At 57.9% G+C, this 18366-nt stretch carries 21 protein-coding genes; 8 read left to right on the top strand and 13 right to left on the bottom strand.

Going from position 1 to position 18366, the window contains the following annotated elements; translation table 11 throughout:
- Positions 1 to 37 precede the first annotated feature (37 nt).
- Entirely contained in the window at positions 38 to 319 is a 282-nt protein-coding gene (locus ABJH13_RS00820; RefSeq protein ID WP_348404313.1) for a hypothetical protein, read from the bottom strand.
- 352 nt (positions 320 to 671) lie between these two features.
- On the opposite strand from ABJH13_RS00820, the gene xth reads away from it, so the two are divergent.
- Positions 672 to 1454, top strand: coding sequence for an exodeoxyribonuclease III (gene xth, locus ABJH13_RS00815; protein ID WP_348404312.1), 783 nt, complete (start codon positions 672 to 674; stop codon positions 1452 to 1454).
- 381 nt (positions 1455 to 1835) lie between these two features.
- On the opposite strand, the gene ABJH13_RS00810 is transcribed toward xth, so the two are convergent.
- Together ABJH13_RS00810 and ABJH13_RS00805 are read right to left on the bottom strand one after the other, a co-directional pair.
- A complete protein-coding gene (locus tag ABJH13_RS00810; protein WP_348404311.1) occupies positions 1836 to 2420 on the bottom strand; it encodes an HNH endonuclease in 585 nt (194 codons plus the stop codon).
- Between the two features lie 171 nt (positions 2421 to 2591).
- The gene (locus ABJH13_RS00805) at positions 2592 to 3647 is read right to left on the bottom strand and encodes an alpha/beta fold hydrolase (RefSeq protein WP_348404310.1); all 1056 of its coding nucleotides are present in this window, start codon (positions 3645 to 3647) and stop codon (positions 2592 to 2594) included.
- Positions 3648 to 3773: 126 nt separating this feature from the next.
- Here ABJH13_RS00805 and ABJH13_RS00800 point away from each other — a divergent pair, with 126 nt between their 5' ends.
- Entirely contained in the window at positions 3774 to 4769 is a 996-nt protein-coding gene (locus ABJH13_RS00800) for an AraC family transcriptional regulator (protein ID WP_348404309.1), read from the top strand.
- A gap of 37 nt (positions 4770 to 4806) precedes the next feature.
- Here ABJH13_RS00800 and ABJH13_RS00795 read toward each other — a convergent pair whose 3' ends face one another.
- The 8 genes from ABJH13_RS00795 to ABJH13_RS00760 all read right to left on the bottom strand — a co-directional run bounded on the left by ABJH13_RS00795 (position 4807) and on the right by ABJH13_RS00760 (position 10233).
- A complete protein-coding gene (locus tag ABJH13_RS00795; protein WP_348404308.1) occupies positions 4807 to 5610 on the bottom strand; it encodes a substrate-binding domain-containing protein in 804 nt (267 codons plus the stop codon).
- Positions 5607 to 6323 (bottom strand): ATP-binding cassette domain-containing protein, encoded by a 717-nt coding sequence (locus tag ABJH13_RS00790; RefSeq protein ID WP_348404322.1) that lies wholly within the window; start codon positions 6321 to 6323, stop codon positions 5607 to 5609. Before ABJH13_RS00790 ends, ABJH13_RS00795 begins: the two co-directional genes overlap by 4 nt.
- A complete protein-coding gene (locus ABJH13_RS00785) occupies positions 6317 to 7021 on the bottom strand; it encodes an ABC transporter permease (RefSeq protein WP_348404307.1) in 705 nt (234 codons plus the stop codon). Before ABJH13_RS00785 ends, ABJH13_RS00790 begins: the two co-directional genes overlap by 7 nt.
- A 209-nt stretch (positions 7022 to 7230) precedes the next feature.
- The gene (locus tag ABJH13_RS00780) at positions 7231 to 7509 is read right to left on the bottom strand and encodes a hypothetical protein (protein WP_348404306.1); all 279 of its coding nucleotides are present in this window, start codon (positions 7507 to 7509) and stop codon (positions 7231 to 7233) included.
- Complete coding sequence (locus ABJH13_RS00775; protein ID WP_348404305.1) at positions 7506 to 8267, bottom strand: hypothetical protein; 762 nt, start codon at positions 8265 to 8267, stop codon at positions 7506 to 7508. The genes ABJH13_RS00780 and ABJH13_RS00775 overlap by 4 nt, the downstream gene beginning before the upstream one ends.
- Positions 8267 to 9322 (bottom strand): Rieske 2Fe-2S domain-containing protein, encoded by a 1056-nt coding sequence (locus ABJH13_RS00770; protein ID WP_348404304.1) that lies wholly within the window; start codon positions 9320 to 9322, stop codon positions 8267 to 8269. The genes ABJH13_RS00775 and ABJH13_RS00770 overlap by 1 nt, the downstream gene beginning before the upstream one ends.
- Positions 9319 to 9696 (bottom strand): hypothetical protein, encoded by a 378-nt coding sequence (locus ABJH13_RS00765; RefSeq protein ID WP_348404303.1) that lies wholly within the window; start codon positions 9694 to 9696, stop codon positions 9319 to 9321. The genes ABJH13_RS00770 and ABJH13_RS00765 overlap by 4 nt, the downstream gene beginning before the upstream one ends.
- A gap of 222 nt (positions 9697 to 9918) precedes the next feature.
- Positions 9919 to 10233 (bottom strand): hypothetical protein, encoded by a 315-nt coding sequence (locus ABJH13_RS00760; RefSeq protein ID WP_348404302.1) that lies wholly within the window; start codon positions 10231 to 10233, stop codon positions 9919 to 9921.
- A 27-nt stretch (positions 10234 to 10260) separates the two neighbouring features.
- On the opposite strand from ABJH13_RS00760, the gene ABJH13_RS00755 reads away from it, so the two are divergent.
- A complete protein-coding gene (locus ABJH13_RS00755) occupies positions 10261 to 11004 on the top strand; it encodes a sulfite exporter TauE/SafE family protein (RefSeq protein WP_348404301.1) in 744 nt (247 codons plus the stop codon).
- A 16-nt stretch (positions 11005 to 11020) separates the two neighbouring features.
- Here the strand turns inward: ABJH13_RS00755 and ABJH13_RS00750 are convergent, their stop codons facing one another.
- Positions 11021 to 12337: an aspartate aminotransferase family protein gene (locus ABJH13_RS00750; RefSeq protein ID WP_348404300.1), complete on the bottom strand. Its 1317-nt coding sequence runs from the start codon at positions 12335 to 12337 to the stop codon at positions 11021 to 11023.
- Positions 12338 to 12701: 364 nt separating this feature from the next.
- Here ABJH13_RS00750 and ABJH13_RS00745 point away from each other — a divergent pair, with 364 nt between their 5' ends.
- The 5 genes from ABJH13_RS00745 (at position 12702) to ABJH13_RS00725 (ending at position 17662) form a co-directional block, all read left to right on the top strand.
- Complete coding sequence (locus tag ABJH13_RS00745) at positions 12702 to 13670, top strand: TAXI family TRAP transporter solute-binding subunit (RefSeq protein WP_348404299.1); 969 nt, start codon at positions 12702 to 12704, stop codon at positions 13668 to 13670.
- Positions 13671 to 13785: 115 nt separating this feature from the next.
- Positions 13786 to 16401, top strand: a complete 2616-nt coding sequence (locus ABJH13_RS00740; protein ID WP_348404298.1) for a TRAP transporter permease — start codon at positions 13786 to 13788, stop codon at positions 16399 to 16401.
- Complete coding sequence (locus ABJH13_RS00735) at positions 16398 to 16829, top strand: universal stress protein (RefSeq protein WP_348404297.1); 432 nt, start codon at positions 16398 to 16400, stop codon at positions 16827 to 16829. The genes ABJH13_RS00740 and ABJH13_RS00735 overlap by 4 nt, the downstream gene beginning before the upstream one ends.
- Positions 16830 to 16960: 131 nt before the next feature.
- Positions 16961 to 17122: a hypothetical protein gene (locus tag ABJH13_RS00730; RefSeq protein ID WP_348404296.1), complete on the top strand. Its 162-nt coding sequence runs from the start codon at positions 16961 to 16963 to the stop codon at positions 17120 to 17122.
- Between the two features lie 63 nt (positions 17123 to 17185).
- A complete protein-coding gene (locus tag ABJH13_RS00725; protein WP_348404295.1) occupies positions 17186 to 17662 on the top strand; it encodes a response regulator in 477 nt (158 codons plus the stop codon).
- Positions 17663 to 18158: 496 nt separating this feature from the next.
- On the opposite strand, the gene ABJH13_RS00720 is transcribed toward ABJH13_RS00725, so the two are convergent.
- A partial coding sequence (locus ABJH13_RS00720; RefSeq protein ID WP_348404294.1) for an IS3 family transposase occupies positions 18159 to 18366 on the bottom strand: 208 nt, incomplete at its 5' end.

Below are 18366 nucleotides of genomic sequence, written 5' to 3'. Positions count from 1 at the left end.
CAATCGTTTGCTGCGCCGCTTCAAGCCAAGGGCAGAGTTACATAGAAGTCGTGAAAAGACCGGTCGCGTCGCCCGACAATGCGTCGTGGCCACCGGCCATGCTGGTCGTGAATTGTCCGGTTTCGACGCCAGACAGCGTATCCGCGTTGGGGCCCATCGAAGTTGTGAACAAGCCCGTCGCGTCGCCCGACATCATATCAGAGCAGGCAGGGCCCATGCTGGTCGTGAAAAGGGCTGTCCCCTCCCCGCTGTGCAGGTCCGTTTCACAATCAAAGGCTTCGGTGTAGGCAGGCGCGGCAGTCATCAGGTTGGTCTTCATTGTATATCCCTTTCGAATGAAGTTTTTCTCGCCCCTTAACGCTTGCTCGTTTAACGAGAGTTTCCAACCATTTTTCACGTTAAGAATGTGTTAACATTTGGTTATCCACACGAGCTTCCTTCCGTACCGACAGACAGAAACTTGATAGTTCGAGTGGATAATTTGGTTAATTTTTTTTTATCCACAGTGGATAACTCTGTGGATATTAACTAATTTTGGTCATTTTTGGTTAACCATTAACAAGAATCACCTCGGCAATATCTTTGACGGAATGCCCTAAAGAGCCCGAGAATCGTTGCCCTGATCGTGCCGGTGCGCGATAGATTGCCCATCTCGGAATAGGGGCGTTCTCATGAAAATTGCGACATTCAACATCAACGGTATCAAAGCCAGAAGTGCTGCTTTGCCACAGTGGTTGGATGAGGCCCAACCAGATGTGGTGCTTCTACAAGAGATCAAATCCGTGGACGAAGCCTTCCCGACAGAACTGTTCGAAGAGCGCGGGTATAACGTCGAAACCCACGGGCAAAAGAGCTTCAACGGGGTCGGAATTCTGTCAAAGTTCCCCCTTGAAGACGTGACCCGCGGACTGCCTGGTGACGCAGACGACGAGCAGGCGCGATACATCGAAGCCACCGTTATGGGCGATGACCAAGCCGTGCGCGTTTGCGGCTTGTACCTGCCCAATGGCAACCCTGTACCGGGTCCGAAATATGAGTACAAACTGGCTTGGATGAAACGGCTGCAAGCGCGCGCAGAGGCCCTACTGGCGTCAGAAACCCCATTTTTCATGGCCGGAGACTACAATATCATCCCCCAACCAGAAGATGCTGCCACCCCGGACACTTGGCGCGAGGATGCTCTTTTCCGGATGGAAAGTCGCACCGCATTTCGCGAGTTGATCAATTTGGGACTGACGGATGCCTTCCGCGCACGCACCCAAGGCCCAGGCCATTACAGCTTTTGGGACTACCAAGCCGGTGCTTGGAACCGCAATCTTGGCATCCGAATTGACCATTTCTTGCTGTGCCCACAAACGGCGGACCTGCTGCGCGATTGTGTGATCGACAAGGGCGTTCGTGGGGGCGAAAAACCGTCTGATCACGTACCGGTCTGGATTGATCTGGCGCTCTGACCCGGCCCGGCATCTTTGCCCCCCCCCGCACAGACGCTCTGTATCACTTGGCAGTTCAACACGACCTGCGTCTGTCTACGGCGGTTGGCACGTCTCGACCCCGTGGGCATGGACAGGTTGCGCTTGTATCAAGCGCCGCAAACCCTTGACACCTGGAATTATTAAAAAACCGTTATACTCCGGCATCTTGAGTGAAGTGGTTAACAACCCTTCATCCATTTCATCGTGCAGTTAATCAATAATTAACCACAATCATACGGCGACAAAGAGGACGCGCGCATAGCATTGCTCTCGGCTGCCGGCCAACAGATGTGCACAGCCCAAGCCTATAAACCACGACTGGGTACTTTGACCGCGGCCCCAGCCGAAGCCAAAACGCAATCAGGCCTCCAGTTCAGCATCCCAGTACAGAAAGTCCATCCAGCTATCGTGCAGGTGGTTGGGGGGGAATTTGCGACCCATATTCCGCAACTCTTCGGCCCTCGGCTGGCGGGGCGGTTTGCGCAGGTTGAGGTCAGTGCGGTGCAGCGGTTTTGATCCCTTTTTCAGATTGCAGGGCGAGCATGCCGCAACGACGTTTTCCCAACTGGTCACACCACCACTGGCGCGCGGCACCACGTGGTCAAACGTCAGGTCGCCCTTTGCGCCGCAGTACTGACACTGAAATTCATCCCTCAGAAATAAATTAAAGCGCGTGAAGGCCACGCGCTTTTGAGGTTTGACATAGTCTTTGAGGACGACAACAGATGGGATCTTGATCTGCGTACTGGGGCTGCGCACGATATCATCGTATTCGGCGACAATATCCACCCTGTCCAACCAGGCCGCCTTGACCGCATCCTGCCAAGGCCACAATGACAGCGGATAATAGCTCAGCGGTCGGTAGTCCGCGTTCAGCACCAAGGCAGGTCGGTGTCTGAGACTGGCCGGGTTACGGGTGAAATCTGTTCTAAAGTCGCCGTCCATAGTTACGCATTCCTTGCCGTTCCGCGTCCGGTCCGGTGGGCCTGTCCCACCGATAGGCCGACTATATCTCGTGGTTTCCATCTGACAAGCCCCAGAAACACCACAATATGTCGCAGACGAATGATCGCCTCGGCGGACACGGCGCGGGCCACCATGGACCCGCGCGGCACGTTACGTCTTTGACATGATCCCTGCGGAACGCAGGTGATCCATGACCAGCCCGAAAATGCGGTCATGTTGGACCTGCCGCGCGTCTTGCCCTTTGACACATACGATCTCGTCACCAGGCTCTTCGCGCTTGAGAATGTCAAAGCCCGCCGGCACGCACAGCCCCATGAAGTCAAAATGCCCGGCATCTTCCAGCTCCACATGGGTCACGGACTGCGCAGGCAACCCAGCGGCTAGGGCACGGGATTCGATGGATTGATCCAACATATCCTGCCGCCCCGCCCCCAACACCAATACCGGCAGCGCAATCTGGTCTAAACTGACCGGGTCAAAGGCTTGGGTCGCACCAAGGTCCAACGCGATAACGGCACCTATGCGACGGTCCGACCGGTTGCTTTGCAGCGCATCAAGATCGGCGGCATCATGGCCCACCTTCCACATGGCAAGGGCTGCACAATCGGGCCGGTCGGGGGTATCTGCGCAACTGGCGTTGAAATGCGCCACATCGTGACGCGCCCCGGCGGCTGCCATCACGGTATACCCACCCAGCGAATGCCCCGCCGCCGCCACCCGCGTTGGGTCAATATGATCGGCAAACCGGGGATCCGTCAGCGCCTGATTGAGGCTGACGCTCAGATCGGTGGCGCGCAACCACAGTTGGAGGGCCTGATCTGGGTCGCGGTCAAAACTGGTGGTGCCGGGGTGGTTGGGCAGGATGCTAATGACCCCTTCGGCGGCCAACCGTTTGGCCAGCCACGCCTGATTGAGCGAATTGCCGTACATCCCGTGCGATATCAACACAACGGGAAACACCCCCGGCGCGATGCGTGCATTTATATGGCCGGTGATGTCGCGCCACACGGCACTGCCACGCAGCAACCTTTCGGCGTCATCGGTCACGGTTGGATACCAGACGTGCCCGGCCAACGTCCGGGTGTCATCCGGGTGGGCGGCATCGAATTCTGCAACAGCGGGTGCAAAATCTGCGGCATCTGCCGGGATGGAAAAACCCAGCGAAAGACCCACAGCAAGGGTAATTTGGCGAAACATATGGGTCATGGCGACCTCCTCAAATGTGGTGTTGCGATGATCCTGACTTGAGCAGAGATCCGTTTTCAGGCAATACCTTGGCTGTCCTGAAACGGCATTCAGGACAGCCCTACGCAATCGAGGACAGCCCCGGACATGATCTCAGTGCCCCTGCCCCTGTTTCTCAGCGCAGTCGCCGCAATATGCGGTGCCATTGTGGTGACGCGCGCGTGGCTGCCCCGCCCCGCCAAGGCACTGTTTACCACGCTTGCAGGGCTGATCATGGTTGAAACGATCTTGGTCGCGTTGCGCTTTGCCTACCAGATCGACAGCGTGCTGCCTGTTCAGCGGTTGCTGCCGTTCTGGATCGGGCCGCTGCTGTATTTGGGATACGTCGCCGTGTCTGATCGCGCACACAACTTGCCCACCGCGCTGGCCGTGCACCTCGGGGCGGCGGCGATTTCTACATTGGTGGTTGGCGCAGTGCCGCCCGTGCGCATCGCCCTGGATCTGATGATTGGGCTAAGCTACGCGGTTTATGTGGTTTTATTGCTGCGCATCTGGCGCGGCGGCCCAGATCGCTTGTCGCATCTGGCGGTCGCACATCTGGGGGTGATGCGCCGGTTGATCCTTGTGGGGGTTGGACTATTGGCGATCACCTGCGTGATGGATACGTTGATCGCGGTGGATTTCGCGCGCAACGCCGGTGCCAATGTTGGGCGTTTGTTATCCTTCGCGAGCCTCACGTTGATCGCGATGTTGGTCTGCACGATGGTGCTTGTCGTACGGGGGGGCGGCCGGCCAACCATGTCCGACGACACCGCGCAGGATGCGGAAATTACACAACGTGCCCGTGATTTTCTCGTCGAAAGTCGGCTGTTTGTCGACCCCCAGCTGTCGTTGACACGGCTGGCCCGTCGCTTGGCCGTCACCGACCGCGCCTTGTCAGAAGCGATCAACAAGACCGCGGGCAGGAATGTGTCGCAATTTATCAACGATTTTCGCGTGGCCGAAGCCCAAAAATTGCTGCGCGGCACCTCTGACCCCGTGGGCGCCGTGGGCGAAGCGGCAGGTTTCTTGACCCGTTCAAATTTCTACACGGAATTCAAACGTGTCACCGGCCAAAGCCCCGGCGCATACCGCAAGGCCTAGGGCATAGTTTTGATTTGCCCCGCGCCCGACGATACCCTCAATCGGTCGCGTTGAAGATGAACAGCGTTTTACCATCAATCGTGTAGTCGTTGATCAATGTGGCCGCGCGCGCGCTGGTCAGCCAGTCTTCGAGCCGCTGCGCAAGGTCTTGGCGCACGTGCGTGTGGCGCGCCGAGTTTACCGGCAAGAACGCGTATTGATTAAACAGCGCCGGGTCCCCCGCAAACAGCAGCGCCAAATCGGCCTTATTGCCAAAATTCAGCCAACTCGCCCTGTCCGCAAGAATATACGCGCCAAGGCCCGCGGCGGTGTTGAGACTGGCGCCCATGCCCGCACCCACTTCGCGGTACCACGACCCGAAATCATCTGCATTCAGACCGGCCGCCTGCCACAAGGCACGCTCTTTTTTATGGGTGCCACTGTCATCACCGCGGCTGACAAACGCGGGTTTCTCCACGTTGATCTGCGCAAGGACCTGCGCCGCAGACGTCGCCTGCGCGACACCGGCGGGGTCATCCGCCGGCCCGATCACGACGAAATCATTGTACATGATTTCGCGCCGGTGCGTGCCGTATCCGGCGGCGATAAATTCTTCTTCGGCCGTGCGCGAGTGCACCAAAATGGCATCCACATCCCCCGCCTGACCCAGCCGCAGCGCCTGACCCGTACCAACAACCAACAGCTGTACATCAAGGTCCAGATCCGCCTTGATCTGCGGCACCAACACATCCGCCAGGCCGGAGTTTTCAAATGAAGTGGTCACAGCCAGCCGGATTTCATCGGCGACAGCCGCGCTGGCCAAGGCAATTGCAACCAAGGTCGCGCACATTCGGGCGATCATGTGATGATATCTCCTCTGAAAAACGCTTGTAGTTCGGGTGTGGCCGGGGCGTTGAAAAACGCCTGTGCAGGGGCGTGTTCGCGCACCCGCCCACCCAGCATGAAAATCGCATCGTGTGCAAGCCGCCTGGCCTGCCCCAGATCATGCGTTGTCATGATGATCCGCGTGCCCGCCGCCAATGCATCGGCCAAAAGCGTTTCGATATCGCGGGTCGATGGCCCATCCAGATTGGCACAGGGTTCATCCAAAAACAACACATCCGGCGCGCGGATGAGGGCCCGCGCCAGCGCGAGCTTTTGTTTTTCGCCCCCCGATAACCGCGCGGCAGGCAATCCCATACGCGCCGCCAACCCGATGCGCGTGCCCCATTCGGCCACATCCGCATCGGCCTTGGCGCGCGGCACACCCACCAATTGCAGCGGGTACCGCAAGTTGTCGGCCACCGACCGGCGTAATACGATCGGGGTCTGAAACACATAGGCCTGACGGTGGCGCGCGTCCGCTTGCGGCACTGACCACGCAACCCGGCCCGCGCTGAGCCGTTCAACCCCGTGCATCACGCGCAACAATGTGGTTTTGCCGCTGCCATTGGGGCCCACAATGATCGTCAGCCCCTGTGTATCCAGCGCCAGATCGACCGGGCCCAATAGCCGCTTGCCGCGCCGCCGGACCATCGCCCCCTCTAGGGTCAAAGGCAGGATCGTGCTCACCAGCGGCCCTCCCGTTCGGTGCGCGACAGCCAATGAATGCCGATATTGACGCCAACGGCCAGCGCGATCAGCACAAACCCAAGGGCCAGCGCCAACGCAAAATCGCCCCGCCCCGTTTCAAGTGCAATCGCCGTTGTCAGAACTCGGGTCGCATTGTCGATATTGCCCCCCACAATCATGATCGCGCCCACCTCGCCAATGGCACGACCGAATCCCGCCAGCGACGCCGTGAGCAGATTGCGCCGCCCATCCCAGATCAACGTTTTTATCCGCTGCCACGGGGTTGTGCTGAGCGAAATCAGCAGGTCGTGGTATTCTGCCCAGAGTTCGCGCATGGCTTGGTGGGTGATCGACGCAATCAACGGGGTGATGATGATCACCTGTGCGATGATCATCGCCGTCGGTGTGAAAAGTAGCCCCAGCACGCCAAAAGGCCCTGACCGCGACAGCATGATGTACACGATCAATCCCACGACAACCGGCGGCAACCCCATCAGCGCGTTCAGCAGCGAAATCGTCAGCCGTCGATACCGAAACCGGCGGATCGCCAGAAATGTCCCAAAAGGCAGCGCGATCACCGACGCAATGACCAGCGCGGTTAGGCTAACATGCAAGGATCGCAAAGAGATTTCTATCAAATCCGCGTCCAACGTAACCACCAGCCAGAACGCGGACACCAGACCTTCGTAGATATCGTTCATATAAAAGGTCAGTCCATCTGCCGCAGGATATCGGGTTGATGAAACAGTCCTAAGACATGGGCTGACCCTGCGCAATCCGGTCTCAGATGTCTGCCGTTGCGGTTGGGGTGATGGCGGGCGATGCCGCGCGTGTGGAGACAGCGGTTTGAGCAACTGCGCGACGGGCTATTTGGACATGCCGTCTAGAATTGTCGCGCCCGCCAACCGCCTCACGTCTCGGTGCGGTCCAACATCAGGCAGAGGCGGTCGTAGATTTTTTGCGCCAGGCTAAGCACCACAAAACACCCCAAAGCCCAGATCAAAAGCGCAAAAGGTGTCGCTTGAGTGCCGCGCACCCATAGGCTGACCAGATCACCTTGGGGGCGCAGTGCCTTTATGCCCAAAAGCCCGTCGCGGGGCCAAAGTGATAGATACCAAAACTGCGACGTGTAAAACAATGCGGCCGCAAGCGCCCCGACGACCACCAACATCAATGCGCGACGTATCATGGCAACACCTGCAATGTGTCGGGATCCATCCGCAAAATAAGCAGGTCTCCGCGTCGTTCCACATCGCCCTCGACCGATATGAACTGGGCGACATAGTCATAGGCCCGTTGCGGCAGAGGGGTACCATTGGGCCCCGTGACCAATAAAAATTCGGCGCCGTCCACCGGTTGGCTAGAGACAAAAACCGGCGGCACTTTGCCCAGTAAACATAAGTTCGCGCAGGCTTTATGTGCCAACCCCCGCCCCGGCCGCATCGCGCCAGACAGACATTTCCCATCGCAAATCTCGCCCGCCAAACGCCACCGCCCCATGGGGATCGTTTCCATGTCGGGCACTGCCCCTTCGACCGCGCTCAGACCGTTTTCGCCGCCGCGCAGCTGGATCATATCAAGCGCGCCGCGTTCGAGCAAAACCCCAGACGCCTGTGCCAATTGCCCTTCAAGCGGGATCGCACGGCTTTCGACGTTGGTCTTGCCGCCGCCCGCCAACATCAACGTATGCCCTTTCGGGATGCGATCATTCCCTTGCGTCACCCGCAACAGCGGATAGGGCGTCAATTCGACCACACCCGTCACCGTCTGGCGACCGTAGTCAAACCGAAACGCCCCCTCGCCCGGATCGTCCTGCCCCGTGCCCAAAGCAAGCCCGAACCCGGCCAGCCCTGATACAAACAGCACACAGATCACCAATAATACGCCACGCAACGCCTGTGGTACGGGCAAATACCCAACAAAAAATGGCTTTTCAGGATCCGACATCACGCAGCCCCCTCGGGTACAGGCACAGGTTCCACGTAGGTGCCGGGCGGGTTGGACCGCGCGTGCACCAAAACGGTCGTTCCATCAAGCCGCAGATGATAGGTCGGCACCATTTCTGTGAATGGCGCAGGCGACCGCCCAGTGGTGACGTCATATTGAAACCCATGCCACGGGCAGGTCACCAAACAATCGATAATCTTGCCCTCACCAAGCGGGCCGTTTTGATGCGCACAGGCGTTGGAAATGGCGCTGAGATGCCCGCCGTTTAGGTATACCGCCACGCGTTCACCGCAGGACAAAAGTTTGACCTTGGCAAACCCGTCGCGCATCTCGGAGAGATCACAGACCCGGACCCACCCGCCGACTTTATCTTTGGGCGCGCGCGCGGTTTTACGTTCGTGCAACGCGGCCAGCAAATGCAACCCGCCCACCGTCACAGCACCACCTACGAAGATCCCCGTGACCGCGTGGTTTTGTTGGTCCTGCAAAACCCCCAAAGCCACATGCGCCACAACCGAAAGGTAGGCGGGATAGATCAAGAAATGGATCCGTTTCCACACTGGCGGGCTGAGAAATTTCATCCAGAAATCATGGCTGGTTGCCGCCAGCACGATCAACGTCGCCAAGGCAAAAAGCCCGAATACCTCAAACGGGAAACCTGCCAACTGGCCGAAACTGGTATTGGAAAACAACACTGCTTCGTATTTATTGAACTGCGAAAAGGCGAAATACCAATCGACGACGTACCCCGCATGGGTGATCGCGACAAACACCGTCATCACACCGAAGTGCCGCCTATTGTACAACAGTGGCAAAAACCGCGCATCCAGACGTGCGAGCGGCCCGATGCATAAGATCACCGTCAGCATCACAAACGCACAGGCCCCGAAGGCGCGGGCATTGTGTATCTGGCCGTTTATAGGACGTTCATGGCTTAAAACATCTGGGGTAATATACAGAAATATATAAAGAAATGCCCCGGCACCGGCCAACATCACCGCGTCATAAATATACTTGTTCCAGTTCCATTGAACGGGGGTGTATTTAACGCTCATTCGGCCACCTGTGCGGGGCTGGACATGTGCACCGGCGCAACATCAGCGGGCCATATTTGGCGTTGGCTGAGCCCCGCCGCAATGATCGCGCAAATCCCGATAGGCAGTATCCACCCTACGGCAAAATGCGCGCGGCGCGGTGGGTCGTACCGCCGAGGCCATTGATCGCGTCCAGTTTCGTACACATACCACCGCCACAGCACCAACGGCCAGATCACCAGCACCGCCGGGATCAGCAGCGGCCGGAACATATAGGCCCCACGCGCGTCTTCATCGACGCGGTCGATCCCAACCGTCAGGAACACAAGCGCAACGGCCGCCCCAACATATCCCCAAACCCGCAGCACCAGAAAAATCAACACGGCTTGGGTCATGCGACCATAACCCCTGTCGTATTGCGGGGGGCGATGTCGCGGCAGATCACGGGCATGGGCACTGTCTCCTATTCAGGTATACCGACATAACACAACCACGGGCTTCACAACGTTGCGTTGAAATACCAAATCACAATTACCGAATTGTTACCGTTTACCCCTCAAAACACCGCAATTGTTGCATTCTTGCGCCAAAAACCGCGAGTTTGGCACATAGAGACGTCATACTGTTACGTCACCCAACCGGCGGCGCACCCTGCCAAACGGGTGGCAAATATGGTTAACCACACCACCGCCCGCCGCGTGGCAATGCCCCGTCTTATCGTACACGAACTGCCGCAATTTCTGGCGCTTCACGGCGCCCGGCACAAAGATCTCTTGGAACCGCTTGCACACCACCGCGTTATCCGGTTCAACGCGCCGTGCGGCTTTGACCCGCATGACCACAAGCTGACGACATAAAAAGGGTATCCGCGTGACCAAAGCGATGGAATCGAAGGGGATCAAGCCCCCCTTGAGCAGATTTGGCGCAGCCATTGCCCCCAACACAGGCCACGCCCCAACATGACCAGTACCGAGATTACGTATATCGTCATAGGCGCCATGGCGGGTGGTTTTATCAACGGGCTGGCCGGGTTTGGGACATCGCTATTTGCGCTGGGGTTCTTTCTGACCATCATGCCGCCTGCTCAGGCTGTGGCGATCACAGTCGTTATTTCGGTGGTCAGCGGCGTGCAAGGGCTGTGGATCGTGCGCAATTCGATCGCGAAAAACCCGCGCAGACTTGCACGGTTTTTGCTGCCTGCGCTGGCGGGCATCCCAATTGGGGTGGCGTCTTTGAAACAAATCGACGTCTCGGTGCTCAAACTGCTGATCGCGTTTTTCCTGATCTTGTACGGCGGGTTCTTTAGCCTGCGCCGGACCTTGCCCAAGATTGACCGCCCCACCCCTGTGATCGACTGCACGGTTGGGTTTTTCTCGGGGATTTTCGGGGGCGCTGCGTCGCTTTCGGGGGCGTTGCCCACCATGTGGTGCTCTATGCGCGCCTGGCCCCGCTATGAAACGCGCGCGGTGTTGCAGCCGTTCAATGTGACCGTTTTGGCCCTAACGGCGGCGATGCTGGCATGGAACGGCGTCTATCATCGCCAGACGTTGATCTATATCTGCGTCGCATTGCCGACGGCGATTATATGCGCGCAGGTCGGTATCTATGTGTTCAAACGGCTGGATGACGCGCTGTTTCGCAGGTTGTTGATTGGGGTGTGTTTTGTGTCTGGGTCGGTGATGTTGCTGCGCGAGCTGCTTTAACGCGCAGAGGGGCGGGCTACAGCACCGCGTCAAAGGTCTGTTTCAACTTGGTCACGATCTCGTCGATGTGGTGATCTTCGAGAATAAACGGCGGCGCCAATAACACATGATCCCCCATCTGGCCATCGACCGTGCCGCCCATCGGATAACATGCCAGCCCGTTGTCCATCGCGGTTTGTTTGATCTGCTTGTTGACCCCCAAGGCCGGATCAAACGGGGTTTTCCCACTCCGATCTGCCACGACCTCAAGACCACGAAACAACCCACGCCCCCGGATATCACCAATATGCGGGTGCTGGCCAAATTCTGCGACCAACGCATCCTGTAGCCGCGCGCCCATCGTCGCCGAGCGTTCAACCAACCCAGCCGTTAGCTTTTTGACCACCGCATTGCCCGCAGCACAGGCCGTCGGGTGGCCAATGTAGGTGTGCCCATGTTGGAAAAACCCTGTGCCATCGGCAATGGCCTGATGGATAGCCGCGGTGCACATCATCGCGCCGATGGGTTGGTAGCCTGCCCCTAACCCCTTGGCGATGGTCACAATATCGGCGGTGATGCCTTCTTGTTCATGGGCAAACAGGGTGCCCGTGCGCCCCATGCCGCACATGACCTCATCAAGGATCAGCAAAACACCATATTGGTCGCAAATCTCACGGATGCGTTTGAAATACCCCTCAACCGGCGGCACGGCGCCCAAGGTGGCCCCCACCACAGGTTCTGCCACAAAGGCGATCACTGTATCAGGACCCAGACGCAGCAATTCGGTCTCTAGTTCGTTGGCAACACGCTGGCCGTAGTCAAAAGGCGTCTCGTCGTCGCGCTGCCCGCGGTACGCATAGCACGGCGCAATCAGCGAGGTTTCGGTCATGATCGGGGCAAAGGCCTGCTTGCGCCACTGGTTACCGCCCGTCGCCAACGCCCCCAACGTGTTACCATGGTAACTTTGCCGCCGGGCGATAAACCGGTGCCGCTGGGGTTGGTCGATTTCGACAAAATACTGGCGCGCCAACTTCAATGCGGCCTCGACGGCCTCGGACCCGCCGGACACAAAATAGACCTTATCCAGATCTCCGGGCGCATCGGCAACCAGGCGATCGGCCAGTTCTTCGGCGGGGTCAGACGTGAAAAAGCTGGTGTGGGCATAAGACAACTGCGCGACCTGCGCCTGCACCGCCGCGATTACATCAGCGTCACCATGCCCCAAACACGACACGGCCGCCCCGCCGGAGCCATCAAAATACGCGCGCCCATCGGTGTCGTACATATACACCCCTGCACCGCGCACAGCTTTGCGCGGTGCAGATTTCGAATGGCGTGCAAACACATGTGACATCGGTTTTGCCTTTGTTTTAATCGCATCGGGGTGACCCGCAGGCCCGGTTGATTGACAATATATCGAAACACATCAACCTTTACATAGGATTCGTTGCAAGGTGTGGGGGGTGTGTGTCTGATCCGCGAAACAGTTCGGTATACGTGGAATATGGCGCACTGCCGGGCCCGTCGTCACGCACACATCGTCTATCTGCGCCCCACGTAATGAGGCCGCGCCACGACACCCACGACGGGGCGATGGCCTCAAACCGCACCCAACCCCCACCAACAGCGCATTTCGCAAACGGATTAGACCGACCAGCGTTTACAACAAGTGCAGGACGGCTGATAAACGACCTATAATCCACATAAGGGAGACAATAATGTTTAACGGATTGAAAATGACAGTGGCCAGCGCGGCACTGGTGGCCCTAACGGCCCCCATCGCCATGGCCGAAGAATTCATCACCATCGGGACGGGCGGCGTCACAGGCGTGTACTACCCCACAGGTGGCGCGATCTGCCGTTTGGTCAACAAGGGCCGCAAAGAGCACGGCATCCGCTGTTCCGTCGAATCCACGGGTGGATCTGTTTACAACATCAACACCATCCGCGCCGGCGAGCTGGAATTCGGTGTGGCGCAGTCCGACTGGCAGTACCACGCCTACAACGGCACCTCGCGGTTTGAAGAGCAAGGCGCATTTGAAGGCCTGCGCGCGGTGTTCTCAGTGCACCCAGAACCATTCACCGTTGTGGCCCGTGCGGACGCTGGTATTTCGACGCTTGCCGACCTGAAAGGCAAACGCGTCAACATCGGCAATCCAGGGTCCGGACAACGCGGCACCATGGAAGTCGTGATGGAAAAAATGGGTTGGGAGACCTCTGATCTGGCGCTCGCGTCAGAATTGAAAGCCGCCGAGCAATCCGCCGCTCTTTGCGACAACCAGATTGACGCAATGATCTACACCGTGGGCCACCCCTCCGGGTCGATCCAAGAGGCCACCACGGCGTGCGATTCCGTTTTGGTCGAAGTGTCGGGCGATGCGATCACGTCGCTGATCGACGACAATTCCTATTACCGGTCCGCAACGATCCCCGGCGGCATGTATCGTGGCTCTGATGCGGATGTGTCTACATTCGGTGTGGGTGCGACCTTCGTGACCTCGGCCAGCGTGTCTGAGGATGCGGTTTACGCGGTTGTTGCCGGCGTCTTCGACAACTTCGACGACTTCAAAAAACTGCACCCGGCGTTTGCAAACCTGAAAGCCGAAGAAATGGCAACAGCCGGTTTGTCAGCACCACTGCACCCCGGTGCAGCCAAATATTACAAAGAAAAAGGCTGGATTGAATAATCCAGACGGATTTCGACACAGGGGGCGGTGCGCCGCCCTCTGACACCCCAACGACGGGGCAACCACACGACATAAGCCACACCGAAAAACCGTGGCACGTCAGGGAGACAGCACAATGACAGACAACGCAAGCGGTGGCCGTGCGCTGACCGAAGAAGAACTTCAGGATCTTGTATCCTCGTCCGATGCCGGGGCGCGAAACCCCGCCGGATCGGTGGGCACATTTCTGGCCATTGTGGCGATCATCTGGTCGCTGTTTCAGGTCATGCTGGCCTCGCCGCTGTCCAATCAGCTGCTGCCCGGCTCCGTCATCAACAACTCGCGCCAGATCCACCTGGCCTTTGCGATCTTTCTGGCCTTCATGGCCTACCCGATGCTCAAATCGAGCCCGCGCACCTACATCCCCATGCATGATTGGATGCTGGCCGTCGGCGGGGCTGCCATCGCGATGTATGGCTATGTTTTTTATGACAAAATCGTCAACTCCGGCGGTCTGGCCGATGACGTGGACAAATGGTTCGCCCTGCTGGGTCTTGTGATCCTGTTTGAAGGCGCGCGCCGGGCGTTAGGCCCTGCGATGGCCATCATCGCCACGGTGTTCTTGCTCTATGTGTTCTTTGGGTCCTCTTCGGTTGTACCCGAAGTGATCCGCTGGAAAGGCGCCAGCTTGCAAAAAGCGATGAGCCACATGTGGATCACCTCTGAGGGGGTCTTTGGCATCGCGCTTGGCGTGTCCACGCGGTTTGTGTTCCTGTTCGTTCTGTTTGGTGCGCTGCTCGATAAAGCGGGCGCTGGGAACTATTTCATCAAAATGGCGTTTGGCGCCTTGGGTCACCTTAAGGGTGGGCCAGCCAAAGCTGCCGTTGTCGGCTCTGCCGCGACGGGCTTGATCTCGGGGTCGTCCATCGCCAACGTGGTCACCACCGGTACATTCACCATCCCACTGATGAAGCGCGTGGGCTTTTCATCCGAAAAGGCCGGCGCCGTCGAAGTCGCCAGTTCGGTGAACGGCCAGATCATGCCGCCGGTCATGGGGGCTGCGGCCTTCTTGATGGTGGAATATGTGGGCATTTCCTACGTCGAAGTCATCACCCACGCCTTCCTGCCCGCGACGATCTCCTACATCGCGCTGGTTTATATCGTGCACCTTGAGGCGGTGAAAAACAACATGCCGACGCTGGGCAACCGCGTCGTGTCGATGGGCAAAACCATCGGCGGTATGGCTGCGTTTTTCGTAGGCTTTGCGCTGCTGTGCTACGGCGTGCAATACCCGGTTGGATGGGTCACAACCTTGCTGCCAAACTCTGGTTTGGTGCTGTCGGTGTTGGTCTTCCTGACGTATGTGGCGCTTTTGGCGCTGGCTGCACAGGTCCCTGACCTACAACCAGACGACCCAAACGCCGCAGAAGTTGAACTGCCCGTTGTCGGTGACATCTACAAATCCGGTCTCTACTTTTTGCTACCGATCATCGTGTTGGTGTACTTTTTGATGATCGAACAAAAATCACCCGGCCTGTCGGCGTTTTGGGCGACCTCGCTGTTGTTCGTGATCTTGCTGACGCAAAAGCCGCTAAAATCGATCTTTCGCGGTGAAAACAACGCGGCAAACGCCTTCAAGGACGGCGTAGTTGACCTGTTGCAAGGCCTCATTGATGGCGCGCGCAACATGATCGGGATCGGCCTGGCCACGGCCACGGCGGGTGTGATCGTGGGCACCGTGACGCTGACCGGTGTGGGTCAGGTGATGGCCGATCTGGTGGAATTCCTGTCGGGCGGTAATCTGATCTTGATGCTGATTATGGTGGGGCTGCTCAGCCTGATCCTTGGCATGGGGCTGCCCACCACGGCCAACTACATCGTGGTGTCGTCGTTAATGGCGGGCGTTGTGGTGGAATTGGGCGCCCAATCGGGGCTGATTGTGCCCCTGATCGCGGTGCATCTGTTTGTCTTCTACTTCGGGATCATGGCTGACGTGACGCCCCCTGTGGGGCTGGCCAGTTTCGCCGCTGCGGCCGTGTCTGGGGGCGATGCGATCCGCACTGGGTTCGTGGCGTTTTTCTATTCGCTGCGCACCGTTGCCTTGCCGTTTGTGTTCATCTTCAACACCGATCTGTTGTTGATCGATGTCACATGGACGCAGGGGATATTGGTGTTCATCACGGCCACCATCGCGATTTTGATCTTTACCGCAGGCACGATGGGCCACTTTCTGACCAAAAGCCGCATCTACGAAAGCGTCGCCTTGGTGTTCATCGCCTTCATGCTGTTCCGCCCGGATTTCTTTATGGACCGGTTGCAGCCTCCTTTTGAAGACATCGCACCCGCCGCCTTTGCCGAAACCGTGGAGGCCGCACCTACGGGCCGTGAATTCCGCGTGATCGTCAGCGGGCCCGATTTTGACACCGGCGAGCTCACAGAAACCACACTGCTGGTGCCAATCGGCGACCAAGAGCCCGGCACCCGGATAGATGCGCTGGGGCTATTGACGCTGGTGGAAGGTGATCAGATCGTGTTGGAAGAGCCGCTGTTTGGCACACCCTATTCCGAAACGTTCCAGTCTTATGACTTTTACGGCGACGAATTTGTGACCATCAAAGAGGTCAAAGCGCCTGCAGATCAACTGCCCAAAGAGCTGATCTTCCTGCCGGCACTGTTGTTCTTGGCATTGATCGTGATGCTGCAACGTGGCCGCATGGGCAGAGAAGAAAACCAACAAGGAGCAACAGCATGAGCCGCCCTGTTTTATGCGCCATTGACGTCAGCCACCCCGGCCGCGATGCCGATGTTCTGCGTATCGCCAAAAAGCTGGCGGATATGGATGGAGCTACGCTGGATGTCATGACCGTGGTGCCTGATTTCGGTGAAAGCCTCGTGGGGGGCTTTTTCGAAAAGGGCCACCACGAAAAGGCCGTGACCGAAGCCCGCAGGCTTCTGAGCGACGAGATCACCTCTAGTATTGGTGCTGATGTTGATGCCAAAATCCGCCATGTGGTGGCCACGGGCACTGTTTACGAAGAAATCCTGCATGTCGCGCGCGAAGCCGACAGCGGGCTGATCGTGATTGGCGCGCAAAAGCCGGACCTCAAAGATTTTCTGCTGGGGCCCAATGCAGCAAGGGTGGTGCGCCATTCCACCTGTAGCGTGCATGTGGTGCGCTAAACGCTACACCCAAAACGCGCCCCTCACCGGGCGCGTTTTGGGTGTGCATACCCACCTTATTGCCCCAAGGCACGCAATCGCCGCACGCGGCCCAGCCCAACGGCCCCGGCCCCAGTTAAGACTTTGATCGCGTGTCGCGTGGAACGATTGGCGCACCGCCAATCCTACCCTTTTCACAACAAGATGCGAACGGCGACGTTTCTGGGTTTATCGTTGATTTTGCCCAAGAAATCGGAACGACGGTTTTCGCCAAGGACGCCGATGATCTGGTCGCCGCACTGTTGGATGAGTGAGCCGATGCGGTTGAGTACACGGCCGAACGTCTGCAGGCCGCCATCCGCCAAGCCGAAGGTGACTTGCGGCTTTATTCAGAAGAAAATGTAGGTACCACGATCCAGCTGACGTTGCCCTGCGGGGCAGAAACCAACCTGCGCGAAGCTCCTATGCAGGAGGCGTTGCCGATTCCTGGGGAAGGGCAAAGCATTTTGCTCGCCAAAGACGAACGCGACCTGCTCGAAATGACCACCAACGTGCTGGAAGATCAGGGTTACTCGGTGCTTCGGGCACAATCGGGCGAAATGGCCCTACAGATCGCGCAAGTGCGTGCGGACATTGACCTACTGTTAACCGATGTCGTGATGCCCGGTCACATTGACGGGTTTGAATTGGCCAAACGGATCCGCGCCCTGCGCCCAGAAATACCCGTGTTATACACGTCGGGACACACTGGGTTCACCGCCGTCAAAATGCGGGATATGCGGGCGCCACTTTTGCAAAAGCCATGCCCGCCTGCCAAGTTGGCAGAGGTGATTTCTGACGCGTTGAAAACCTGACATCAGCGGTTTGAATAACAGATGCATCGCCTTTTTTGATGCGCGATCAGGACGGTATGAGTGTTGTCTTGAGGCACATGCCATTCGATATGCCTGTTTTTGTGCATCACGTGGTGGCAGCAATCCGGCCTCCGGACCTGATATCGCGTTATTGTCGGTTTTACATCGGATCCGCGTAATGGGATGGGCCTGTTCCAATCGCCGTTGTCCTCTGCAGCGTGTCTTTGGGACGCGTGTGTCTGATACGAGACAAAACAACTGCCGACAATTTGACAGGCGTAGACCTATATCACGCGCATCGTCCAATCAGCCGTACCCAATCTCAACTTTGTCGTGATCAAACTGGCTTACCGAATTGTGGGGGGAGTACAAACCACATTCCCGAGCTTGATTGTCGAAGTTCCAACCGAGCCTCAATGGACAAGCACAAGTGTCTCACAATCACACACAACTATATATGCACCTGTCGCGCTTTTGTGCCGCCCCCGGTGCTCGTTTAAGCCGCTTTTCGTTCGAAGGCGACAGGGCTTTTCCAGCCCAGTGCTGAATGCCTTCGACGTGGGTTGTAGAAGCCGTTGATGTATTCGAAGATGGCCATCTCAGCTTGCCGGCGTGTTTCCCATGACCGTCGCCAGATCAGTTCGGCCTTGATCGTTTTGAAGAACGTCTCAACGGCAGCGTTGTCGTAACAATAACCCTTGCCG

Origin of the sequence: Roseobacter sp., assembly GCF_039970775.1 — a bacterium.
GTDB lineage: Bacteria > Pseudomonadota > Alphaproteobacteria > Rhodobacterales > Rhodobacteraceae > Roseobacter.
Note: the sequence above shows the minus strand (reverse complement) of the source record. Positions and strands in the feature narration are given on the sequence as shown.

Excerpts from the sequence above, each read along its gene's own strand:
- ABJH13_RS00745 (WP_348404299.1), top strand. The coding sequence starts at position 12,702 with ATGTTTAACGGATTGAAAATGACAGTGGCCAGCGCGGCACTGGTGGCC.
- ABJH13_RS00755 (WP_348404301.1), top strand. The coding sequence starts at position 10,261 with ATGACCAGTACCGAGATTACGTATATCGTCATAGGCGCCATGGCGGGT.
- ABJH13_RS00750 (WP_348404300.1), bottom strand. The coding sequence starts at position 12,337 with ATGTCACATGTGTTTGCACGCCATTCGAAATCTGCACCGCGCAAAGCT.
- ABJH13_RS00735 (WP_348404297.1), top strand. The coding sequence starts at position 16,398 with ATGAGCCGCCCTGTTTTATGCGCCATTGACGTCAGCCACCCCGGCCGC.
- ABJH13_RS00770 (WP_348404304.1), bottom strand. The coding sequence starts at position 9,322 with ATGAGCGTTAAATACACCCCCGTTCAATGGAACTGGAACAAGTATATT.
- ABJH13_RS00785 (WP_348404307.1), bottom strand. The coding sequence starts at position 7,021 with ATGAACGATATCTACGAAGGTCTGGTGTCCGCGTTCTGGCTGGTGGTT.
- ABJH13_RS00740 (WP_348404298.1), top strand. The coding sequence starts at position 13,786 with ATGACAGACAACGCAAGCGGTGGCCGTGCGCTGACCGAAGAAGAACTT.
- ABJH13_RS00810 (WP_348404311.1), bottom strand. The coding sequence starts at position 2,420 with ATGGACGGCGACTTTAGAACAGATTTCACCCGTAACCCGGCCAGTCTC.
- xth (WP_348404312.1), top strand. The coding sequence starts at position 672 with ATGAAAATTGCGACATTCAACATCAACGGTATCAAAGCCAGAAGTGCT.
- ABJH13_RS00775 (WP_348404305.1), bottom strand. The coding sequence starts at position 8,267 with ATGTCGGATCCTGAAAAGCCATTTTTTGTTGGGTATTTGCCCGTACCA.
- ABJH13_RS00805 (WP_348404310.1), bottom strand. The coding sequence starts at position 3,647 with ATGACCCATATGTTTCGCCAAATTACCCTTGCTGTGGGTCTTTCGCTG.
- ABJH13_RS00795 (WP_348404308.1), bottom strand. The coding sequence starts at position 5,610 with ATGATCGCCCGAATGTGCGCGACCTTGGTTGCAATTGCCTTGGCCAGC.
- ABJH13_RS00765 (WP_348404303.1), bottom strand. The coding sequence starts at position 9,696 with ATGACCCAAGCCGTGTTGATTTTTCTGGTGCTGCGGGTTTGGGGATAT.
- ABJH13_RS00820 (WP_348404313.1), bottom strand. The coding sequence starts at position 319 with ATGAAGACCAACCTGATGACTGCCGCGCCTGCCTACACCGAAGCCTTT.
- ABJH13_RS00800 (WP_348404309.1), top strand. The coding sequence starts at position 3,774 with ATGATCTCAGTGCCCCTGCCCCTGTTTCTCAGCGCAGTCGCCGCAATA.
- ABJH13_RS00760 (WP_348404302.1), bottom strand. The coding sequence starts at position 10,233 with ATGGCTGCGCCAAATCTGCTCAAGGGGGGCTTGATCCCCTTCGATTCC.
- ABJH13_RS00780 (WP_348404306.1), bottom strand. The coding sequence starts at position 7,509 with ATGATACGTCGCGCATTGATGTTGGTGGTCGTCGGGGCGCTTGCGGCC.